The sequence below is a fragment of the Streptoverticillium reticulum genome, from assembly GCF_047456005.1.
GTDB classification, from domain to species: Bacteria; Actinomycetota; Actinomycetes; order Streptomycetales; family Streptomycetaceae; genus Streptomyces; species Streptomyces reticulum.
Map to the genome: position 1 here is coordinate 3,980,097 of NZ_CP179755.1, position 20,689 is coordinate 4,000,785.

At 73.3% G+C, this 20,689-nt stretch carries 22 protein-coding genes; 5 read left to right on the forward strand and 17 right to left on the reverse strand.

Annotation, left to right across the window (positions count from 1 at the left end; all coding sequences use genetic code 11):
* Positions 1 to 2: 2 nt before the first annotated feature.
* On the reverse strand, positions 3 to 998 hold the full coding sequence (locus ACMATS_RS18040; protein ID WP_414168459.1) for a metal ABC transporter solute-binding protein, Zn/Mn family: 996 nt from the start codon (positions 996 to 998) through the stop codon (positions 3 to 5).
* A gap of 269 nt (positions 999 to 1,267) precedes the next feature.
* Here ACMATS_RS18040 and ACMATS_RS18045 point away from each other — a divergent pair, with 269 nt between their 5' ends.
* A complete protein-coding gene (locus ACMATS_RS18045; RefSeq protein ID WP_414168460.1) occupies positions 1,268 to 2,392 on the forward strand; it encodes a PP2C family protein-serine/threonine phosphatase in 1,125 nt (374 codons plus the stop codon).
* Here ACMATS_RS18045 and ACMATS_RS18050 read toward each other — a convergent pair.
* Together ACMATS_RS18050 and ACMATS_RS18055 are read right to left on the reverse strand one after the other, a co-directional pair.
* A complete protein-coding gene (locus ACMATS_RS18050) occupies positions 2,370 to 3,347 on the reverse strand; it encodes a Gfo/Idh/MocA family protein (RefSeq protein ID WP_414168461.1) in 978 nt (325 codons plus the stop codon). The genes ACMATS_RS18045 and ACMATS_RS18050 overlap by 23 nt on opposite strands.
* The gene (locus ACMATS_RS18055; RefSeq protein ID WP_390777048.1) at positions 3,344 to 4,192 is read right to left on the reverse strand and encodes an AfsR/SARP family transcriptional regulator; all 849 of its coding nucleotides are present in this window, start codon (positions 4,190 to 4,192) and stop codon (positions 3,344 to 3,346) included. Before ACMATS_RS18055 ends, ACMATS_RS18050 begins: the two co-directional genes overlap by 4 nt.
* A gap of 253 nt (positions 4,193 to 4,445) precedes the next feature.
* Between ACMATS_RS18055 and ACMATS_RS18060 the strand changes: the two genes are divergently transcribed.
* The 4 genes from ACMATS_RS18060 to ACMATS_RS18075 all read left to right on the forward strand — a co-directional run bounded on the left by ACMATS_RS18060 (position 4,446) and on the right by ACMATS_RS18075 (position 9,052).
* Complete coding sequence (locus ACMATS_RS18060; RefSeq protein ID WP_414168462.1) at positions 4,446 to 4,610, forward strand: hypothetical protein; 165 nt, start codon at positions 4,446 to 4,448, stop codon at positions 4,608 to 4,610.
* Positions 4,611 to 4,668: 58 nt separating this feature from the next.
* Positions 4,669 to 6,942, forward strand: coding sequence for a TOMM precursor leader peptide-binding protein (locus ACMATS_RS18065; protein ID WP_414168463.1), 2,274 nt, complete (start codon positions 4,669 to 4,671; stop codon positions 6,940 to 6,942).
* A 226-nt stretch (positions 6,943 to 7,168) separates the two neighbouring features.
* Complete coding sequence (locus tag ACMATS_RS18070; RefSeq protein ID WP_390777051.1) at positions 7,169 to 8,392, forward strand: sensor histidine kinase; 1,224 nt, start codon at positions 7,169 to 7,171, stop codon at positions 8,390 to 8,392.
* 45 nt (positions 8,393 to 8,437) lie between these two features.
* Complete coding sequence (locus ACMATS_RS18075; protein WP_390777052.1) at positions 8,438 to 9,052, forward strand: DNA-binding response regulator; 615 nt, start codon at positions 8,438 to 8,440, stop codon at positions 9,050 to 9,052.
* A gap of 97 nt (positions 9,053 to 9,149) precedes the next feature.
* Here ACMATS_RS18075 and rfbB read toward each other — a convergent pair whose 3' ends face one another.
* The 14 genes from rfbB to ACMATS_RS18145 form a co-directional block, all read right to left on the reverse strand.
* Positions 9,150 to 10,130, reverse strand: a complete 981-nt coding sequence (gene rfbB / locus ACMATS_RS18080; protein ID WP_414168464.1) for a dTDP-glucose 4,6-dehydratase — start codon at positions 10,128 to 10,130, stop codon at positions 9,150 to 9,152.
* The gene (locus ACMATS_RS18085) at positions 10,127 to 11,200 is read right to left on the reverse strand and encodes a glucose-1-phosphate thymidylyltransferase (protein ID WP_390777054.1); all 1,074 of its coding nucleotides are present in this window, start codon (positions 11,198 to 11,200) and stop codon (positions 10,127 to 10,129) included. Before ACMATS_RS18085 ends, rfbB begins: the two co-directional genes overlap by 4 nt.
* Positions 11,197 to 12,168, reverse strand: coding sequence for an amidohydrolase family protein (locus ACMATS_RS18090; RefSeq protein ID WP_391150116.1), 972 nt, complete (start codon positions 12,166 to 12,168; stop codon positions 11,197 to 11,199). Before ACMATS_RS18090 ends, ACMATS_RS18085 begins: the two co-directional genes overlap by 4 nt.
* Positions 12,165 to 14,624, reverse strand: a complete 2,460-nt coding sequence (locus ACMATS_RS18095) for a PEP/pyruvate-binding domain-containing protein (protein ID WP_414168465.1) — start codon at positions 14,622 to 14,624, stop codon at positions 12,165 to 12,167. Before ACMATS_RS18095 ends, ACMATS_RS18090 begins: the two co-directional genes overlap by 4 nt.
* A 66-nt stretch (positions 14,625 to 14,690) precedes the next feature.
* Positions 14,691 to 14,963 carry a hypothetical protein gene (locus ACMATS_RS18100; RefSeq protein WP_390777057.1) on the reverse strand — a complete coding sequence of 91 codons (273 nt, stop codon included), beginning with the start codon at positions 14,961 to 14,963 and terminating at the stop codon, positions 14,691 to 14,693.
* Positions 14,964 to 14,985: 22 nt separating this feature from the next.
* Positions 14,986 to 15,297 carry an antibiotic biosynthesis monooxygenase family protein gene (locus ACMATS_RS18105; protein WP_336410527.1) on the reverse strand — a complete coding sequence of 104 codons (312 nt, stop codon included), beginning with the start codon at positions 15,295 to 15,297 and terminating at the stop codon, positions 14,986 to 14,988.
* Positions 15,294 to 15,614, reverse strand: a complete 321-nt coding sequence (locus tag ACMATS_RS18110; RefSeq protein ID WP_391150122.1) for an antibiotic biosynthesis monooxygenase family protein — start codon at positions 15,612 to 15,614, stop codon at positions 15,294 to 15,296. The genes ACMATS_RS18105 and ACMATS_RS18110 overlap by 4 nt, the downstream gene beginning before the upstream one ends.
* Positions 15,615 to 15,616: 2 nt before the next feature.
* A complete protein-coding gene (locus ACMATS_RS18115) occupies positions 15,617 to 16,348 on the reverse strand; it encodes an SDR family NAD(P)-dependent oxidoreductase (RefSeq protein WP_390777059.1) in 732 nt (243 codons plus the stop codon).
* A gap of 128 nt (positions 16,349 to 16,476) precedes the next feature.
* Complete coding sequence (locus ACMATS_RS18120) at positions 16,477 to 16,947, reverse strand: anthrone oxygenase family protein (protein ID WP_414168466.1); 471 nt, start codon at positions 16,945 to 16,947, stop codon at positions 16,477 to 16,479.
* Positions 16,944 to 17,414, reverse strand: coding sequence for an SRPBCC family protein (locus ACMATS_RS18125; RefSeq protein WP_414168467.1), 471 nt, complete (start codon positions 17,412 to 17,414; stop codon positions 16,944 to 16,946). Before ACMATS_RS18125 ends, ACMATS_RS18120 begins: the two co-directional genes overlap by 4 nt.
* Complete coding sequence (locus ACMATS_RS18130) at positions 17,411 to 17,671, reverse strand: actinorhodin polyketide synthase (RefSeq protein WP_390777062.1); 261 nt, start codon at positions 17,669 to 17,671, stop codon at positions 17,411 to 17,413. The genes ACMATS_RS18125 and ACMATS_RS18130 overlap by 4 nt, the downstream gene beginning before the upstream one ends.
* A gap of 36 nt (positions 17,672 to 17,707) precedes the next feature.
* Positions 17,708 to 18,952 carry a ketosynthase chain-length factor gene (locus tag ACMATS_RS18135; protein WP_414168468.1) on the reverse strand — a complete coding sequence of 415 codons (1,245 nt, stop codon included), beginning with the start codon at positions 18,950 to 18,952 and terminating at the stop codon, positions 17,708 to 17,710.
* A complete protein-coding gene (locus ACMATS_RS18140; protein ID WP_390777064.1) occupies positions 18,949 to 20,232 on the reverse strand; it encodes a beta-ketoacyl-[acyl-carrier-protein] synthase family protein in 1,284 nt (427 codons plus the stop codon). The genes ACMATS_RS18135 and ACMATS_RS18140 overlap by 4 nt, the downstream gene beginning before the upstream one ends.
* Complete coding sequence (locus ACMATS_RS18145; RefSeq protein ID WP_390777065.1) at positions 20,232 to 20,669, reverse strand: cupin domain-containing protein; 438 nt, start codon at positions 20,667 to 20,669, stop codon at positions 20,232 to 20,234. The genes ACMATS_RS18140 and ACMATS_RS18145 overlap by 1 nt, the downstream gene beginning before the upstream one ends.
* Positions 20,670 to 20,689 lie beyond the last annotated feature (20 nt).

The following is a 20,689-nucleotide window of genomic DNA, read 5'->3' on the forward strand; positions in this document are numbered from 1 at the left end:
GATCATCGCCCGGTCGCCTTGGCCAGGGCCTCTTCGATGCCCTGGAGCTGGGCGGTCTGCCACTGCTGGAAGGTGGTGCTGGCCGGGGCCAGGGTCTCGGTGACCGTGGCCACGGGGATGCCCGCGTCCTTGGCCTCCTTGACCTGCGCCTGCACATCGGGCGTGGAGTTCTGGGAGTTGTAGACGTAGACCTTGATCTGCTGGTGCTTGATCTGGTCGTCGATGGCGGCCTTGTCCTTGGCCGTGGGGTCGGTGCCCTCGCTCATCGCGTCGAGGAACGTCTCGGGGGTGAGCATCTTCAGCCCGAGCCCCTCGGACAGCGGGGTGACGATGGACTCCGATGCGCCGATCGGCGTGTCCGCGTACTTGCTCTTTATCTCCGATATGAGCTTGGTGTACGGGGCGAGGTCCTTGGTCTCGTAGGCGGTCTTCTGCTGGTCGAAGTAGGCGGCGTCGGCGGGGTCGGCCTTCTTGTAGTCCTCGGTGATCTTCTCGATGACCTTGTGGACGTCGTCCGGCGAGTACCAGCGGTGCGGGTTGCCGCCCTCCTTGACCCCGACGAGGTCACCGACCTTCAACTCGGCACGCCCGCCGGCCGGGTTGGCGGCGAGGAGCTTGTCGGCCCAGGCGTCGTAGCCGATGCCGTTGACGATCGCGTACCGGGCGCCCGCCACGGTACGGGCGTCGGCGGCCTTCGGCTCGTAGTCGTGCGGGTCGGTGTCGGGGTTGCTGATGATGCTGGTGACGTGCACACGGTCGCCGCCGAGCTGCGTGGCGATGCTGCCCCAGAAGTTCTCCGCCGCCACCACTTCGATCTTCTTGCCCGCAGCCGAGCCGCTCGCGGCCGATGCGTTGCCGCCCGCCTTCGAGTCGGAGGAGGACGAGGTCGAACAGGCGGTGGCGGTCACGGCCGTCAGGGCCGCAACGGCAGCGACGAGGGCGGTCCGTACGGATGGTCGCGGGAATCGGGACGTGGCGGCGGTGGGCGTGGGGGGCATGGGGGGCTCCTTCGTGCGGTACCGGTGGCGCGGTGGCCCACTCCGGCGTGCGTGGCTCACCTCGAACGTAGATAGAAATGATTTTCATATCAACTCTAGATGAAAATCATTGCCGTCTTTTGACTGGAGTGCAACCGTCCGGGCTAGACCATGCACTGCTGTGATCACACGCGGCACGAAGGGCCCCGCTGCTTACAGCGGGGCCCTTCGGCGTTCCCCGGCGGCCGACCGCAGGCCTGTGTCCGGATTGTGTCGATATGATATGCATCGTGATCAAGCCTGGACGGCCGCGGCCCCGTCGGCCCCACGGCCGGTGGCCCCCCGTGCTGCTGTCGCCGGTGCTGCTGACCGTGGTCATCGCCAGCGTCGCCTACACCACGCCCAGGAGCATGGCCTTCAGCCGCCTGCTGCCCGCGGCGCCCGCGCTCGCCGCCGCCATGTGGCCGGTGCTGCCCACCGTGCTGCTGGGGACGGTCTGCCTGCTGCTCATGATCGGCCTCGGGATCGTCTTCCCCGACCTGGGGGTCTGGTACACGGGAGCGGGGATCGTCGCGGTCACCGTGGCCGCCGCGTACGGGAGTCACGTCCGGCTCCAGCGGGAGCAGTCGCTCCTCCAGGTCCGGCTCGTCGCCGACGCGGCGCAGAAGGTGGTGCTCAGCCCGATGCCGCGCTCCTTCCGGGAGATCCAGGTCGAGGCGCTCTACCTGGCGGCCGCGGCGGAGGCCCGGATCGGTGGCGACTTCTACGAGGCGGCCGACACCCCCTACGGGGTCCGGCTGCTCATCGGCGACGTGCGGGGCAAGGGACTGCCGGCGGTGGGGGCCGCCGCGGCCGTGGTCAACGCGTTCCGGGAGGCGGCCTACGACGAGCCCGGGCTGAGCGGCATCGCGCGCCGCCTGGAGGCCAGCAGCACCCGGTACAGCGCCGCGTTCGCCCCCGACGACCTGATGGAGCGCTTCATCACCGCCCTCCTCGTCGAGATCCCGCACGAGGGCGACCGGATCGGGATCCTCAACTGCGGGCATCCCCCGCCGCTGCTCCTGAACCGCGGGACGCTGCGCGTCCTGACGCCCACGGCACCCTCCCCACTGCTCAACCTCGCGGACCTGATCGGCGAGCAGTACAGCGTCGACATGTTCGACATCACCCCCGGTGACCAGCTGCTGCTCTACACCGACGGCGTCACGGAGACCCGCAACCGCAACGGCGAGTTCTTCCCGCTGAACGACTGGATGCGGCAGCAGACCGCACCGCAGCCCCGCGATCTGCTCGACAAGCTGCACCGCGATCTTCTGCACTACAGCGGCGGCGGGCTCAACGACGACATCGCGGCCCTCGCCGTGGGTCTGCGGATGGTGTCGGGCGGCGGCCTCACGCCCCCGCGCACTCCCTGATGCGGTCGAGCAGAGCCGCCTGGCGCAGGCAGTCCGCGATGTCCTGCGGCGGGGCCGCACCGTTGCGGGCGGCGCGGGCGAAGGCGCGGACGGTGCCCGCGACCTGGTCGTCGGCGGGGGTCACGAGCCGTCCGGTGCCGTCGGGGCCGTCGACGAGGAGGACGGGCTCGTGGTCGGCGGGCGGGGTGAAGGCGCGGTCGACGCGGATGCGGCCCCGGGAGCCCCACAGTTCGTACGCGGCGCCGTAGGCGTGCTGCATGCCGAAGAGCAGGTGGGCGGTGACGCCCTCGGGGGTGCTCAGCAGGGCCGAGCCCGCGGTGTCGACCTCGCGGTCCGCGGGGCGGTGCAGGGTCGCGCCGGCGACCTCCAGACCGTGTCCCAGGAAATGCAGGGCGGCGCGCACCGGGTACACGCCCATGTCCAGCAGGGAGCCGCCGCCGAGGGCGGCCACGTGGCGGATGTCGCCGGCCGGGCGTTCGGGGACCGCGAACACGGCCCGGAAGGAGCGGAGTTCACCGATCGCACCGCCGTCGATCAGCCGCTGCACCTCGGCGTGCTGCCGGTGATGGACGAACATGACGTTCTCCATCAGCACCAGCCCCCGCTCGCGGGCCAGGGCGAGCAGCCGCCCGGTGCGAGCGCTGTCGGTGGTGAGCGGCTTCTCGGCCAGCACGTGCTTGCCGGCCAGCAGCGCCCGTTCCACCCACTCGGCGTGCAGGGCCGCGGGGAGCGGGACGTAGACCGCCTCGACGTCGTCCCTCTCCAGGAGGGCCGCATAGCCGTCGACGGGCGCGCAGCCGAAGCGCTCGGCGAAGCGCCGGGTCTTCTCCGGGTTCCGGCCGGCCACGGCCGCGACCCGGGTCTCCCCGGCACCGGCCAGGGCGGGCAGCACCCTGCGCCAGGCGATGTCCGCACAACCGAGAACGCCGACGGACAGGGGCCGCACCGGCGTCACGCGCCGACCGCCGAGCGGAGTCCCGTGCCGGGCGCGGCCGACACGTCCGACAGGTCCAGCCAGGCCTCGCCCGCGAGGATCGCGTGCTGCAACTGCTGGGTGCGCGGCGACGGTTCGATGCCGAGCTCCTCGACGAGCGTGCCGCGCAGCCGCTGGTAGGCGTCGAGCGCGCGCCAGGCGCTGCCGGAGCGGTAGTAGGCGAGCATCAGCTGTCCGCAGAAGCCCTCGTGCATGGGGTGACGCTTCGTCAGCACGTGGAGTTCGCCGAGGAGTTCGGCGTGCCGGCCGAGGCGGAGGTCGGCGTCGATGCGCCGTTCCAGGGTGCTCGTGCGCAGCTCCTCCAGACGCAGCACCTCCAGCTCCAGGACGGGACCGACGCGCACGTCGACGAGGGCGGGGCCGCGCCACATCTCCAGCGCCCGGCCGAGCAGGTCGGAGGCGGCGCGGTGGTCGCCCAGCTCGTGGGCGGTACGGCCCTGCGTGGCCAGGCGTTCGAAGTCCTGGACGTCCACGGAACCGGCCGGCACGTCGAGGCGGTAGCCCCCGTACCAGGTGGTGAGCACGTCCTTGGCCTCCCGCGGCTCGACGCCGGCCTGCCGGGCGGCGTCGGCGGACAGGGCCGTGGCTATCTTGCGGCGCAGCTGCAGGATGTACGTCTGGAGCGTGGTGGAGGCGCTGCGGGGCATGTCCTCGCCCCAGATCTCCTCCATGAGGGTGGGCACCGTCACCATGCGCCCCGCGTGCAGGGCGAGCAGGGCGAGGATCTGCCGCGGCTTGCCCGCCGTGGGCACGATCGAGGTGTGGCTCTGACTGGCCGTCAGCGGTCCCAGGACTGCGATCTCCATGTGCTGTTCCCCCGTTCGAGATGTTCCGGAGCGGTTGCCCGGACGCCACTAGAGGCTCGCAGGAGCGGGGGTGGTGTGCCCAGTGATCCCCTCATGATCCAGTTCGTGAAAATCTCATGCCGGGGTCATGACGGCAGCACTGTCGCACGTCGCCGTGATCTCCAAGAATCATCTCGTCGGCTCGAGAACGACTTGAGCGAAGCGGACGAGCCGATTCCATAACTGGGGAAACACACACGACGGGGGAAACGTCATGGGGATCAACGCGAACGTCAACACCGCTGCTGCCACCGGCCGCGAGGCGGTTGCGGGCCTGGTCATCGAGGACCTGGAGACGGCGGCCCTGAGTGCGGGCATCGGTTTCACGCTCTTCGCACTGCCGGACACCGAGCAGGCCACCGGCTGGTTCGCGGCCTGACGAGCCACGGGGGGACGACAGGGGGACGAAGGTCGTGGCAGTCAACGGGGGGAACACGATGGGAACGACGAACGCCGCAAGACACGCGGGGCCCCGGATCGGGTTCCGGCGCCATCTCCACGCGGCGGTCGTGCCGGGGGAAGCCGTCTATCTGATGTCGGAGCGGGGCGTGACGGCCCTGCGCGGCCCACACGCCGAGGTGCTGGCCCCGCTGCTGGACGGCAGCCGGACGCCGGACGAGGTGGTGGGCCTCGCCGCACGGGCGATCCCCGCACGGCAGGCCCGCGCCGCGATCGAACAGCTCGCCGCGGCCGGACTGGTGGGGATACGGGCCGCCGAGGGGGCGGACGCCGCGGGGGCGGCGTACTGGGACCTGGCCGGTCTGGACGGCGACCGGGCGGCCCGCGAGCTCCTCACCGCCACCGTGCGCGTCGTCGCGCTCGGCGGCACGGACGCGGCCGAGGCCGAGGCCGCCTGCCGCGCCTCCGGCCTCGCGGTGCGGCAGACGGGGGACGCCGCACTGACCCTGGTGCTCTGCGACGACTACCTCGACCCGCGGCTCGCCGCGCTGGACGCCGAGCACCGCGCGTCGGGCCGCCCGTACCTGCTGGCCAAGCCGGGCGGCGCGACGCCGTGGATCGGTCCGGTGTTCCGGCCGGACGAGGGGGCCTGCTGGCACTGCCTGGCCGAGCGGCTGCGGGGGCACCGTCGCTCCGAGCAGCCCGTGCAGCGCGCCCTCGGCCTCGACGGCCCGCTGCGCCGCCCGGAGGCCTCGCTGGCCGCAGGCCGCCAAGTCGGTCTCAACGCGGCCGTGCTGGAGGCCGCCAAGTGGCTGGCCGGCGTGCGGCACGACGGCCAGAACCTGATCACCACGGTCGACACCCTGGGCCTGGAGACGAGCCGCCACAAGGTGGTCCGCCGCCCGCAGTGCCCCGGGTGCGGCGACCCGGGCGTGGTCGCGGCCCGGGCGAGCGCCCCGGTCGTCCCCGTCTCCCGCCCCAAGGCCAAGTCCTCGGGCGAGGGCGGCAACCGTGCGCTCTCCCCCGAGGTCATGTGGGAGACGTACGGGCACCTCTCGGGACCGGTGACCGGCATCGTCAAGGAGGTCAAACGCGATCCGAACGCACCGGAGTTCGCACACGCCTACGTCTCCGGCCAGAACCTGGCCCTGGGTTCCGGCACCCTCGCCGGACTCCGGGCGGGGCTGCGCTCGTTCAGCGGCGGCAAGGGCCTGACCCCCACCGAGGCGCGGGTGAGCGCCCTGTGCGAGGCCGTCGAGCGGTACTGCGGCACCCGGCACGGCGACGAGCCGACCGTCCGCGGCACGCTGCGCGGGCTGGGCCCGGCGGCGGTCCACCCCGGCACCTGCCAGCTGTACGACGAGCGGCAGTACCGGGACCGCGACCGCACGAACGCCGTCAACTCCCACTTCCAGTACGTCTGCACCCCGTTCGACGAGGACACGGAGACCGACTGGACACCGGTCTGGTCGCTGACCGGCGGCGAGCAGCGCCTGTTGCCCACCTCCCTCCTCTACTTCGGCGGCGACGGCGCCGACGGGCTGCGCGCCGAGTCCAACGGCAACGCGGCGGGCAGCAGCCTGGAGGACGCGATCGTCCAGGGCTTCTTCGAGCTCGTCGAGCGCGACGCGGTCGCGCTGTGGTGGTACAACCGCACCCGGCAGCCCGCCGTCGACCTCGCCTCCTTCGACGCGCCCTGGCTGTCCGGCCTGCTCGACGGCTACCGCGGACTGAACCGGGAGGTGTGGGTCCTCGACCTCACCTCGGACCTGGGCATCCCCGTCATGGCCGCACTGTCCCGGCGCACCGACAAGCCCGCCGAGGACATCGTCTTCGGCTTCGGCGCCCACTTCGACCCGGCAGTGGCGCTGCGGCGCGCGCTGACCGAGATGGGCCAGCTGCTCCCCGGCGTCGCCGGAGCGCGCCCGGACGGCACGGGCTACACCGTCACCGACGGTGAGGCGTACACCTGGTGGACCGAGGCGACCGTCGCCGGCCGGCCCTATCTGGCCGCCGACCCGGGACAGGCCGCGCGGACCCCGGCGGACTGGTCCTACACGCCCCGCGCCGACCTGCGCGAGGACGTCGAGGCGATCACCGAACTCGTGGCCGCGCACGGCATGGAGCTGCTGGTGCTCGACCAGACCCGCCCCGACATCGGGCTGCCCGTGGTCAAGGTGGTCGTGCCCGGGCTGCGCCCCTTCTGGTCCCGCTTCGCCCCGGGCCGCCTCTTCGACGTGCCGGTGGCCCTGGGCAGGCTCCCGGAGCCGACCCGGTACGAGGACCTCAACCCGGTCCCGCTGTTCGTGTAGTACGCAGCCACATGACATGGCCGAACTTCTCCGTTACCAGGAGGAATTGAGGCCTCGGTCCATACCGAGGCCAGCTTCCCCCAACGCACTGATAGCGGAGTTATACGGAAAAGCAATGCCAAAGACGGGACAGGACCCGCAAAACCCCTCTTGATCCGCTCACACCCTGTTGTCCTATGATCCGGAGACGGCCCGCACAATTGTGCCGCACGGGGGAACGGGGAGCATGAAATCAGCCACCAGCACGCACTCGGGGGACGGCGCCGCAGGCATGGCGGCCGTCCCCGCGCCGAGACTCGCCCGCGCCATTCTCCTGGTGGTGCTGGGCTCCTTCCTGGTGATGACCATGCTCAACCTGGGCAAGGAGCACATCGAGCGCGGGCCGTTCATCCTCGCCGTCATCGGGCTCACGGCGATCTTCGCCCTGCAGCTGCGGCACTCCGCCCCCGGCGCCAGCCAGGCCCCGCGGCGGCAGCGGGTCCTGACGCTGAGCCTCCAGGCCGCCCTCACCTATCTGCCGCTGATCGTCTACCACTGGGCATGGGGAGCCATGGCGGGATTCCTCGCCGGCTCCCTGCTGCTCCTGCTGTCCGGCCGCGTCGCCTGGCCGCTCTTCGCCCTGGTCGGCGTGACCATGCTGGTCTACCCGCTCACGCACCACATCGGCCTCGGCGACACGTTCTACATGTGCGAGTCCTCGCTGCTCACCGGGCTGATGGTGTTCGGCCTCTCACGGCTCGCCGAACTGGTGTCCCTGGTCCACGCCACCCGCGGTGAACTCGCCCGCATGGCCGTCGCCAACGAACGCCTCCGCTTCGCCCGCGACCTGCACGACCTGCTCGGCTACAGCCTCTCCGCCGTCACGCTCAAGAGCGAGCTGATCCGCCGCACCCTGCGCAGCCACCCGGACCGGGCCGAGGAGGAGGTCACGGCCGTCCTCGACATCTCCCGTCAGGCGCTCGCCGACGTGCGTCTGGTGGCCAGCGGGTACCGGGACATGAACCTGGAGCAGGAGTGCGCCTCCGCGCGCTCGGTGCTGCGGGCCGCCGAGGTCGAGGCCGAGGTCACCGTGTCCGTCGACGAGGTGGACCCGCGGGTGGAGACGGTCCTCGCCACCGTGCTGCGCGAGGGCGTCACCAACGTGCTGCGGCACAGCACCGTCCGCCGCTGCACCGTCGAGGCCGTCGAGAAGGACGGCGTGGTGCGGCTGGCCATCGTCAACGACGGCGTCCGGCCGGGCTACAAGGACCCGGCGCCCAACAGCGGCAGCGGCCTGGGCAACCTGGCCCTGCGGGTCGGTGCCGTCGGCGGCTCGCTGACCGCGGGGGTCCGCGACGGCGGGCGCTTCCACCTCGTCGCCGAGGCCCCGGTGAAGCCGACGGGCCAACTGGGCGTCATGGACGGGGCGACCGAGCACCACACGACCGCGGCCACCGCCACGGCGGCCTGATCCGGACGGGCACCGGACCGGCCGACACGACACGGGGGAGGGCTCATGCCCGCACTGAAGATCCTGCTCGCCGAGGACGTCCATATGATCCGCGGGGCCCTGGTGGCCCTGCTCGGCCTGGAGCCGGACATGGAGGTCGTCGCCGACGTCGACCACGGGGACCTCATCGTCCCGACCGCGCTGCAGCACCGCCCGGACGTCGCCGTCCTCGACGTCGACCTGCCCGGCACCGACGGGCTCACCGCGGCGGCGCAGCTGTACGAGCAGCTGCCGAGCTGCCGGACGCTGATGCTCACCAGCCTCGGGCGCCCCGGCACGCTGCGGCGCGCCCTGGCCTCGCACGTCAGCGGCTACCTGCTCAAGGACGCCCCGCCGGACCGGCTGGCGGAGGCGATCCGCCAGGTCGCCTCCGGGCGCCGCGTGATCGACCCGCAGCTGGCGCTGTCCGCCTGGGACTGCCGGGAGAACCCGCTGTCCCAGCGGGAGACCGAGGTGCTGCGGCTGGCCGCGCAGGGCGCCGAGGCGTCGGAGATCGCGGCCAAGCTGTATCTCTCCGCGGGGACGGTGCGGAATTACCTCACGGCGGTGGTCACCAAGACGGGGGCCCGGAATCGGGTCGATGCGATTCGGATTGCGCAGGAAGCGGGTTGGATCCCGTAGGGGCGGGTGTTTCGGCTGCGGGCCGGTGGGGGCCGGTCGCGCCCACGCGGCGGAGCCGCATATCGACACAGCCCCGCGCCCCTTACGGGGCGCCCCGTCAGGCCGGCACCTCCGCGCGCTCCCTCAGCGGCTCCCACCATCCGCGGTTCTGTTCGTACCAGGCCACCGTCGCGGCGAGGCCCTCCTCGAACGGGATCTCGTTGGTGAAGCCCAGTTCCTCGCGGATGCGGGTGTCGTCGAGGGCGTAGCGCAGGTCGTGGCCCTTGCGGTCCGCGACGTGCCGGATCCGCTCCGGGCCGGCCCCGGTGAGGTCCAGGATCCGGTCGACCAGCTCGCGGTTGGTCAGGTCCGTGCCGCCGCCGATGTTGTACACGCGCCCGGCGCGGCCGCCTTCGAGGACGAGCTGGATCGCCCGGCAGTGGTCGTCGACGTGCAGCCACTCCCGGACGTTGCGGCCGTCGCCGTAGAGCGGCACGTCCAGCCCGTCCAGCAGGTTGGTGACGAACCGGGGGATCGCCTTCTCCGGGAACTGGTACGGCCCATAGTTGTTGGAGCAGCGGGTGACGGACACGTCCAGGCCGTGGGTGCGCCAGTAGGAGCGGGCGACCAGGTCCGAGCCCGCCTTCGAGGCGGCGTAGGGCGAGTTGGGCTCCAGCGGGCTGTCCTCGGTCCAGGTGCCCTCCGCGATGCTGCCGTACACCTCGTCGGTGGAGACGTGCACGACCCGCGGCACCCCGGCGGCGCGGGCGGCCTCCAGGACGTTCTGGGTGCCCAGCACGTTGGTGCGGACGAACTCGGCCGCGCCGGTCAGCGAGCGGTCGACGTGGGACTCGGCGGCGAAGTGCACCACCGCGTCGTGCCCGGCGGCGACGTCCTGCAACTGCGGGTCGCAGATGTCGGCCCGGACGAAGTCCAGCCGGTCGTGGCCGAGCGGCAGGCTGGTGGTGGTGCCCGCGTAGGTGAGCTTGTCCACCACGGTCACGTGCGCGTCCGCGAACGCCGGGTACCGGCCCTCCAGGAGGCTGCGCACGTAGTGGGAGCCGATGAAACCGGCGCCGCCGGTGACGAGAACCTTCATGCCACGACCTCGATCCTGGTGTGGTCGCCGAGGACCAGACGGTGCCCGCTCGCGGGTGCCGCGGCCTGGCGCACGCGTGCCTGCCTGCCGATGAGGGAGCCGTGGATGCCGCGCACGTCCACCACGCTCACCTCGTCCATGACGATGGAGTCCGTGATCCCCGCGCGGTCGAGCACGCCGTCGCGGCCGAGGGTCACGTACGGGCCGACGTGGCTGTCGCGGATCTCCGTGCCGGCCCGGACCACGAGGGGCCCGACCAGCGTGGAACGGATCACGGTGGCCCCGGGCTCCACGACGACGTTGCCGACGATGATGCTGTCCGGGTCGATCAGGCCCCGGCAGTCCGCCTCCAGGCGGTCCAGCAGCACCCGGTTGCACTCCAGGACGTCCTCGATGCGGCCGGTGTCCTTCCAGTAGCCCGGGAACACCTCGCCGCGTACGTCCTGTCCGGCGTCGACCAGCCACGACAGGGCGTCGGTGATCTCCAGTTCGCCGCGGGCGCTGGGCCCGATCGAGGCGACGGCCTCGTGCACGGCCGGGGTGAAGAAGTACACGCCGGTCAGGGCGAGGTCGCCGACGGGCTCGGCGGGCTTCTCCCACAGCCGGGTCACCCTGCCGTCCTCGGCGAGCTGGGCGATGCCGTACGAGCGCGGGTCGGCGACGCGGGTCAGCAGCACGGAGGCGGCGGGCCGGGTGCGCCGGAACTCCTCGGCGTGCGCGGCGATGCCGCCCGCGAGGATGTTGTCGCCGAGGTACATCACGAAGTCGTCGTCGCCGAGGAACGGGCGGGCGATGCGCACGCAGTCCGCGAGGCCGCGCGGGGCGTCCTGCGGGATGCACGTGATCTGCAGCCCGAACTCCGCGCCGTCGCCGACGGCGCGGCGGATCTCGTCCCCGCGGGGGCCGACGCTGACGATGACGCCGACCTCGGTGATCCCGGCCTCCCTGAGGGCGTCCAGGCAGTGGAACAGCACCGGGCGGTCACCGACCGGGACGAGCTGCTTGGGCATCGAGTGGCTCAACGGGCGCAGGCGAGTACCGCTGCCCCCGGCCAGCACGAGAGCCTTCATGATCTCTCCTTCATCGGGTCATGGGTCATCGGGTCGTGGGCGATCCGGGCGGCCAGTCCGGGCAGCAGCCGCAGGGCGTTGTCCCGGTCGACCAGCCGCCGCTGTTCCTCGGTCGCGCCGGGCCAGCCGGCGTCCAGGGCACGGGCGTTGTCGACCGCGGCCTCCTCCGGCACGGCGCACCAGTCGCTGCCGTAGACGACCCGTTCGGGGCCGACCGCGGCGAGCAGGCTGGGCAGGGCGGACGGCGCGGAGAGCGCCAGGTCGTAGTGGAACCGCTTGATGCCGGCCGCGACCTTCTCGCGGTCGGCGGCGCCGGAGGCGTGGGCCAGCCGCTCCGCGCGGAACGCGGCGTACGGCAGGAAGCCTCCGGCGTGGGACAGCACGAACTCGATGTGCGGGTACCGGTCGAGGGCGCCGGAGAGGATCAGGCCGAGCGCGCCGCGGACGGTGTCCAGCAGGAAGTCCGCCAGGTGGTACGGGATGCCGTCGGCGGGGCCGCCCGGCAGCTGCTGCGGGTGCACCAGCACCACGGCGCGCCGCCGGTCCAGCTCCGCGAACAGCGGGTCGAAGAGCGGGTCGCCGAGGTACTTGCCTGCGGCCTGCGGGGCCAGCACGACCCCGTCGGCGCCGAGCACGTCGAAGGCGTGCGCGCACTCGGCCAGCGCCGCGTCCCGGTGCGGCATGGGCACCGCGGCGAACAGGCCGAACCGGTCCGGGTGGTCGCGCACCAGCTCGGCCACCGCCTCGTTGGCGGCCCGGTGGAAGGCTCCCGCCGCCTCCGGGCCGTCGAAGAAGTCGGGGATGGCGTTGGAGACGACCGCGGTCTGCACCCCGGAGCGGCCCATCACGTCGAAGGACTGCTCCAGGGACCACGGCAGCGTGAACGGGACCCCGGCGTCCCGCATCAGCCGGGCGATCTTCGGGACGATCGCGTGGTGGTGCAGGTCGATGCGGCCGGGCGCGGTCACCGGGCCGCCTCCGTGCCCAGCACCCGGACGGTGCCGGCCGTGCCGTCGACCTCGATCAGCTGCCCGTCGGCCAGCGCGGTCGTGGCCTCGCCCGCGGCGACCACGGCGGGGATGCCGTACTCGCGGGCCAGGATGGCCGGGTGGGAGAGCAGGCTGCCGCGGTCCGCGACGAGCGCGCCGATGGCCGGGAAGAGCACCGACCACTGGGCCGTCGTCTCCGGGCACACCAGCACGTCCCCGCGGCGCAGCTTGCCGAAGTCGGCGACGGAGACGACGACGCGGGCCGGGCCGGTGTAGCGGCCGCGGGAGGCGGCGGTGCCGCGCAGCGTGCCCTCGCCGTCGTCGCCCTGCCGGCCGGGGCCGCCCCACAGGCCCATGGACCAGCCGCCCACGCGCTGCGCGTACTTGGCGTCCTCGGACAGACCCTCGGTGTCGACGCCCATCCGGGCCGCCGCCGGGTCGCCGTGGAAGCGCGGTCCCGGGTGGGCCGTGGCCCAGGCGTGCTGCCCGCGGCGCACCCGGACCCGCTCGGTGAGGTCCTGGCCGGTCGGGGCGGTGAGCTCCGCCTGCAACTCGGCGAACTCCAGGTGCAGGGCGTCCTCGGCGCGGGCGAGCAGCCTGCGGGAGGCAAGGCGGGTGCCGGCCTCCAGGGCCGCGTAGCGCAGCAACGCCCAGACGGAGACGGCGTAGTAGACCTTCTCGTCGCGCACCGCGGTGCTCGCCATGCTGGCGTCCAGGGCGCGGCGGAACCGCTCCCGGTCGGACTCCGGCCGCCCGGCCAGCAGTTGCCCGGCCTCGGTCACGGCTTCGGCGGTACGGGCCTCCAGCGCCGCACGCTCCGCCGCCAGGTCGAAGGGCCGCTCCAGCTGGGCGCGGACCAGGTTGAGGACGGTCTCGGGCTGCTCGGCGAGCGTCGCATCGCCGAGCTCGAAACCGGGGGTGCGGTGGCCGTGCGCCCGCAGGTAGGCCTCGAAGGCATCGGCGAACGCGGGGGACGCGGTGCGCAGTTCCTCGGGGCGGGCCCCCTCGGGCCGCTCCAGCTCGGCGCGCACCGCGGGGTCGGCGGCGGCCGCGGCGGCCAGCTCGCCGAGGGTGGCGGTGGCCGGAACGTGGTCGCCGGTCAGGCCGCCGCGCAGCCGCAGCACCTGGTCCGGCGCCCACTCCAGCAACTCCTGGCAGGCCAGGCCCAGTTCGCCGAGCAGCACGATGCTGGCGCCGGTGAGCCGGAAGTACAGTTCGTGGACCTCGGCGAAGAAGCCTTGCAGGGTGCGCAGGTGGGCGGCGAGCCCGGCGTCGTCGAGCAGCGCGGTGTCGGCGGCGCGCAGCTCCTCGATGCGGGCCGCGAGGCCCTTCTTCCACTCCTCGTCCCAGCGCCGCACCAGCTCCAGGGGCAGCCCGTCGCGCACCTCGCGGCCGATCCGCTCGGCGCGCTCCGCGGCGCCTTCGCCGGGCGGGGCGACGAGGCACTGGTAGGGCCAGCCGCCGATCTCCCGGAAGTGCGGGCGCATCCCGTTGCCGAAGGCGAACACCCCGCCCGCGGAGGCGTCCAGCACCGGCCGGTAGACCGAGCGCTGCAGCGCGGTCCACGGGCGCTCGGCCTGGGCGTAGCGGACCCAGAAGCCCTCCTTGGGCACCTCGGCCTCGACCGGTATCTGCTCGACGCCGTCGCCGGCGACGGTCACGGGGCGGGCCTGGAGCAGGGCGACGGCGCCGTCGGCGACCGCCCACTCGACGTCCTGCGGGGCGCCGAAGTGCGCGGCGACCTGCTCGGCCAACGCGGCGACGGCCAGGACGCGTTCGGCCGGGAGGGCCTCCTCGGCGCCCGAGCGGTGCTCGGCGGCGCCGTCGCGCACGGTCCACTCGTCGGGGGTGGCGGTGCCCTCCATGAGCCGGTCGCCCAGGCCGCGCACCGCGCTGACCACGATCTCGTCGGCGGCGCCGGTGACCGGGTTGACGGTGAACGCGACGCCCGCCGCCTCGGCGGGCACCATGCGCTGGACGAGCACGCCGACGCGGCCCGCGGCCGCGCCGCCGCGGTAGGCGGTGATGCGCTCGGAGAAGGCGGAGGCCCAGCAGCGGCGCACGGCCGCCACGAGTTCCTCGGCGCCCTGCACGCCGAGCACCGAGTCGAACTGTCCGGCGAACGAGGCCTCGCCGCCGTCCTCGTCGGCTCCGGACGAGCGGACCGCGACCGGACCGGCGCCCAACAGCTCGTACGCGGCGGCGAGTTCGGTGTCGAGGCCGGGCGGCAGCGCGGCCCCGGCGATCACCTCGACGACGGGCGTGCCGTCGTCCGGTGCGGCGGTGAGGATGTGTTCGAGCGCATCGGCGCGGACGGCGAAGCCGTCCGGCACCGGGAAGCCGGCCGAGGCCAGCTCGCCCAGCACCGCGGCCTTGCGGCCCACCTGCGGGGTGTCGGCGAGCCGCACCCGGTCGAGCGGCTGGATGTACGTCACGGCGGCCTTCCTGTGAAAGGGAGTTGCCCACGAGGGGGCTGGGGAGTGCGACGCCTCAGGGCGCGGTCAGGCGTCCTCGGTGAACAAGCGGCGGTCGGGGCCGAAGGGGCGGGTGACCGGCAGTCCCACGGACCACCAGTCGGCGGAGTGCATCCAGCTCTCGTCCGACTCGACCGGCACAGCCAGGAAGTACGGCGAGCAGATGCCGACGCCGAACAGGGCGCGCCCCACGGCGCGCAGGGCCCGGCGGCCCATGCCGGGCCCTGCCTCCGCCTTCTCGGGGCGCCGGACGGGGACGGCGACTGCGGAACTCACGTCCCGGGGATAGGTGGTGGACACGGGGTCCCTTCCTTCCGTTCGGTCAGTGCGCTCCGACGACCTCGTAGACGCCGAAGGAGCGGCCACGGCTGTGGTCCTGGTAAGGGCGGAGCGGCGCGGTGGCGTCCCGGTGGTCCGGGCCCTGCTCCCACGCCAGGAACTCCGCCATGCCCGCCCACTCGCTGATCACCGTGAACTCGCCGGGGGCGAGCACGGAGCGCATCAGCTGGTTGCCGAGGAGGCCGGGCGTGCCGGCCAGGCGCTCGCTGATGGCGTGGTACGCGGACATCACGGCGTCCTCGCCGCCGTCCTCGGGGGCCTGGCAGTGCACCAGGACCCGGACGGTGCCGGTCACGCGGCGACCCGGGCGGCGGCGCCGTCCAGCGAGTGGAGCAGCGTCATCGTGGTCATGGTGCCCGCGGCGCGGTAGGGGTGCAGGCGGCTGCGGTGGACCAGGTGCTCGTCGCTGAGCTCGTAGGTGCGGAAGCCCGGCTCGTCGGTCCAGTCGCTGACGATCCAGTAGACGCCGGTCTCCTCGGCGCTGCGGGAGAGCCACTGGCCCAGGTTGGCGGGCTGGCGGTTGATGACGTCGGCGCCGTCCAGCCAGGCCTGCTCGAACTCGGCCTCGCGGCCCGGGTGGATCTCCATGCGCAGCATCACGCGGAAAGTCATGATCAGATTCCTCCGTCGACGTTGATGGTCTCGCCGGTGACGTAGCGGGCGAGGTCGCTGGACAGGTAGAGCACGGCGCCGGCGATGTCCTCGGGGCGGCCCAGGCGGCGCAGCGCGGTCATGCCCTCGTAGCGGGCGATGATCTCCGGGGACAGCTCCTTCTCGGTGGCGATGACGCCCGGGGCGACCGTGTTGACGCGGATGCCGCGGCCGCCGAGCTCCTTGGCGAGCGAGCGGGTCAGGCCGACGGTGCCGGCCTTGGCGGCGGTGTAGTGGGAGCGCAGCGGGATGCCGACGGTGGCGACCCGGGAGCCGATGTTGACGATGGAGGCGCCGTCGCCGAGCAGCGGCAGCGCGCCCTGCACCACGAGGAAGGAGGCGGTGAGGTTGGTGTCCAGGACCCGGTGCCACTCCGCCAGCGGGAGCTCGGCGAACGGGATGTGGCTGATCACACCGGCGTTGTTGACGACCACGTCGAGGCGGCCGAAGCGGGTGCGGGCCTCCTCCAGCAGGGCGGTGACACCCTCCGCGGTGCCGACGTCGGCGCGCACGACGTGGTGCTCGCCGGGGGTGTCCGCCAGGATGCGGACCAGCTCGTCCACGTGCTCGCCGTGCTCGCGGTAGCAGGTGATCACGTCGGCTCCGGCCTCGGCCAGCGCCAGCACGACGCCGCGGCCGATGCCCCGGCTTCCGCCGGTGACCAGGACCTTCTTGCCCGTCAGGGAGATCCCCACGGTAGTGCCTTTCGTTAGAAGGAAGGTGAGTTGAGCGCCCCTTCGACTGCGGGCGCGTCGTGGTTGCTCGCGCCCACGCGGCGGAGCCGCATATGTCGACAGCCCCGCGCCCCTTCGGGGCACGAAGATCAGGCGAGGGAAACGGCCGTCGCCACGTTCACCGCGAAAGCGGCCAGGCAGAGCGAGGTGCGGATCGCGTTCCACAGGCGCCAGCGGCGGCGCGGGTCGGTGCGCTCCCAGTCCTCGGGGGTGTGCCGCGGGTCGAGCGCCAGCACGTACTTGTTGACCGGCACGTTGCGCGTCACCGAGATCGCGATCACGGCGGCGAGCAGCACGGCCGCGGCGGCGAACGTCGCCCGCGCCGTTCCGGATCCGGAGGTGAAGGCCAGCACCGCGTCCAGGACCAGCACGCCGCCGTTGGTGAGCGGCATGATCGGGTCGAAGCGCGGCTGCATGAACTGCACGGCCCGCACGTAGTTCTCGTACGGCAGGGCCAGGAAGAACGGCGCGACGCCGATGACCGTCGAGAGCATGATCCCGGCCGCCACGCCGTTGCCGACCACCGCGAGCGGGGCCAGGACGGCGGCGGCCCCGGTCATGCCGCCGCTCCGGCCAGGCGCCGCGCCTCGGCCTCGACGAGCTGCTTGATGTGCGGCATCTGCCCGGCGGTGCCGGCGTCGATGCGGCGCGTCATCTCCGCGTCGTCCACGGGGGCGGTGGGCTTCATGCGGAAGTGCTGCACCCAGCGCATCTCGGTGCCGCCCTCGACCTCGCGGTAGGACCAGCGGATGCGCATGAACTCGAACGGGCCGGTCTCCACGCGGTGCGCGAGGACCTCGCGGGCCTCGGCGTCCAGGTGCCGCTCGGAGACCCAGCTCCAGACGGTGCCGTTCTCGTCGGGGTGCTTGGTGAGCCGGAAGCGGACCATGTCCTCGGTCTGCTCCAGGATCTCCGCGGCGGCGTACTCGGTGAACAGCTGCGGCCAGGAGGCCACGTCGTTCGTCAGGCGCCAGACGACGTCGATGGGCGCGTCGATGACGATCCGGTTGTCGGTGTGGCCGCTCATGCCGGCACCGCCACGCGCATGCCGCTGACCAGCTCGACGGTGCCGCGCGGGGTGGCGGCGATGTCGACGGCCTCGTCCGGGACCTGGACGCCCCAGCCGGCGGAGATGACGGCGGCGGCCTCCAGCAGCACCAGGGAGTCGTAGCCGAGCTCGCCGTAGGTGAGGCCGGCGTCGGCGTCACCGAAGGTGAAGGAGCCGTCCTCGCCGGCGGCCTGGTTCAGGACGCCGCGGAGGTCGTCGAGGGTGAAGTCGTTCATCGTGATTCCTTCCGTCACAAGAGTTCTGACGTTGGGTCAGTCCCGGGTGCTGCGCAGCACCACGGCGGAGTTGAAGCCGCCGGTGCCGCGGGCGAGCACCAGGACGGTGCGCAGCCGGGCCTCGCGGGGCCCGTCCGTCACCAGGTCGATGCGGTGCGCCGGGTCCGGCTCACCGGTTCCGGCGGTCGGCGGGAGCACCTGGTCGCGCAGGGCCAGCAGGGCGGCCGCGGCGTCCAGGGAGCCGCCGCCCGCGTAGAGCCGGCCGGTCATGGACTTGGGCGCGGTGACCGGCACCCCGTGCGGGCCGAAGACCTCGGCCAGCGCGGCGGACTCGGCCCGGTCCTGCTCGGGCACCCCGGCCGCGTCGGCGAACACCGCGTCCACGTCGGCCGGTTGCAGCCCGGCGTCGGCCAGGGCCTGCCGGATCGCGCGGGCCAGGGCCGGCGGGCGGGCGGTGCCGGGCGCCGGGTCGAACGTGGCCGCGTACCCGGCGAGGTACCCGTAGCTCTTCTCCGCGCCGCGCTCGGCGGCGGCCCGCTCGTCCTCGACGAGGAGGATCGCGCCGCCCTCGCCGGGCACCCAGCCGGTGGCGTCCGCGGCGAACGGGCGGTAGGCGCGCGCCGGTTCGGGCTCGGCCGACAGGTTTCCGCTCGCGCCCTGGCAGACCAGGGCGTACGGGGACAGCGGGGCCTCGGTGCCGCCGGTGAGGACCGCGCGGGCGTCGCCGGCGGCGAGCGTCCGGCGGGCCTGGCCGAGCGCGTCGAGACCCGCGGCCTGCTCGGAGACCAGGACACCGCAGGGGCCCCGGCCGCCGTTGCGGATGGACAGCTGACCGGTGGTCGCGGCGTAGAACCAGGCGATGGACTGGTAGGCGCCGACCGCCTGCGGCCCGCGGGACCACAGCTTCTCGATCTCGCGCTGCCCGAACGCGTTGCCGCCGGAGGAGCTTCCGGTGACCACGCCCAGGTGGTAGTCCGGCAGCTCCTTCGGGTCCAGCCCCGCGTCGGCGAAGGCGAGTTCGGCGGCGGCGAGCCCGAAGTGGGTCCAGCGGTCGGTCTGCACGGCGAGCCGGCCGGGGATGTTGCCGGCGGCGGCGTCGAAGCCGTCGACGGTGCCGGCCACGACGGCCGGGTAGCCGGTGGTGTCGAAGCCGGTGATCCGGGACAGGCCGCTGCGGCCCTCCAGGGTGGCCCGCCACCATTCCTCGGTGCCGGGGCCGTTGGCGGCGATCGCGCCGATTCCGGTGATCAGTGCACGTGTCGTGGATGCGCTGGCGGTCATCGGGTCACCTCGCCGGGACGGGCGAGCAGCATGGCGCTCTGGAAGCCGCCGAAACCGCTGCCGACGGTCAGCACCACGTCGAGGCGCTGCTCGCGCGCGGTGCGGGGGACGTAGTCGAGGTCGCACTCCGGGTCGGGGACCTCCAGGTTGGCGGTGGGCGGCACCACGCCGTGCTCGATCGCCAGCGCGCAGGCGGCGATCTCCAGGGCGCCGATGGCGCCCAGCGAGTGGCCGATCATCGACTTCACGGAGCTGACCGGCACCCGGTAGGCGTGCTCGCCGAGGCTGCGCTTGAACGCGGCCGTCTCGTGGCGGTCGTTCTGCTTGGTGCCGGAGCCGTGCGCGTTGATGTAGTCGATGTCGTCCGGGTTCACCCCGGCGCGGCGCATCGCCACGTCGATGGCCTCGGCCATCTCCCGCCCGTCCGGGCGCAGTCCGGTCATGTGGAAGGCGTTGCCGCGCCCCGCGTAGCCGGCGAGTTCGGCGTAGACGCGGGCGCCGCGGCGGCGTGCGGCGCCGGCCTCCTCCAGGACGAACACGGCCGAGCCCTCGCCGATGACGAAGCCGTCGCGGCGGGCGTCGAACGGCCGGGAGGCGTGCGCCGGGTCGTCGTTGTTGGCCGAGGTGGCCTTGATGGTGTCGAAGCAGGCGACGCTGATCGGCGAGACGGGCGCCTCGGTGGCACCGGCGATCACGACGTCGGCGACGCCCTCCTCGATCAGCCGCATGCCGTGGGCGACGGCGTCGATGCCGGAGGTGCAGCCGGTGGAGACCACCGCGGCCGGGCCCTCGGCGCCCGCGGCGCGGGCGACCTCGGCGGCGATGCTGCTGGGCACCAGGTGGTCGTAGAGGTACGGGTTGGGGGGCGTCGGGTCCACGCGCCAACCGCTGCCGCCCGCGCTGAGCTTGACGTAGTTCTCCTCCAGGGCCGCGGTGCAGCCCACGGCGGTGCCGATGGAGGTGGCGGTGCGCCCGGGGTCGAGGGCGGCGAAGGACAGCCCGCTGTCGGCCATGGCCTCGCGGGCCGCGACGAGCGCGAACTGCGCGGAGCGGTCGAGCCGGTCCACCTCGCGGGCGTCCAGCCCCGCGGCGAGCGGGTCGAAGTCGCACTCGGCCGCGATGCGGGAGCGGAAGCCCGTGGTGTCGAAGAGGGTGATGGGGCGGGTCGCGGTGCGGCCCGCGGTGAGCAGGTCCCAGTACGCGGCGGTGCCGGTGCCGCCGGGGGCGACGGCGCCGATCCCGGTGATCGCGGCGGTGCGGCGGCCGGTGGGGGCGGTCATCAGTGCTCACCTGCCGGGCAGCCCGCCGGACCGCCGATGCCGGGGTGCGGCTCGTCGGCGCCGGGCAGCGGCTCGGTGTCGACGTGGCCCAGGGACGGGTGCGGGGCCAGCGGGCCGAGCTGGAAGACGGCGGTGGCCGCGGCGCCGCTGCGGTTCTCCACCCGGTGCCGGACGCCGATGGGCACCAACAGGCCCTCGTCCGTGCCCAGTTCCACCGGCTCCCCGTCGAGCAGCACGGTCAGCGCGCCCCGGGTCACGTACAGGAACTCCTCCGAGTACGGGTGGTAGTGCTCGGAGACGGACTCGCCCGGCTCCAGCGCCAGCACGCCCAGGAAGCCCGAAGTGGCTCCGGCGGTCTGCGGCCCGAGGACGACCCGGACGTCGCCGCCGCGGCGGCGGTTGGGGGCGATGTCGGCGAGGGCCACCTTGGCGGTCATCGATGCTCCTTGAACAGACG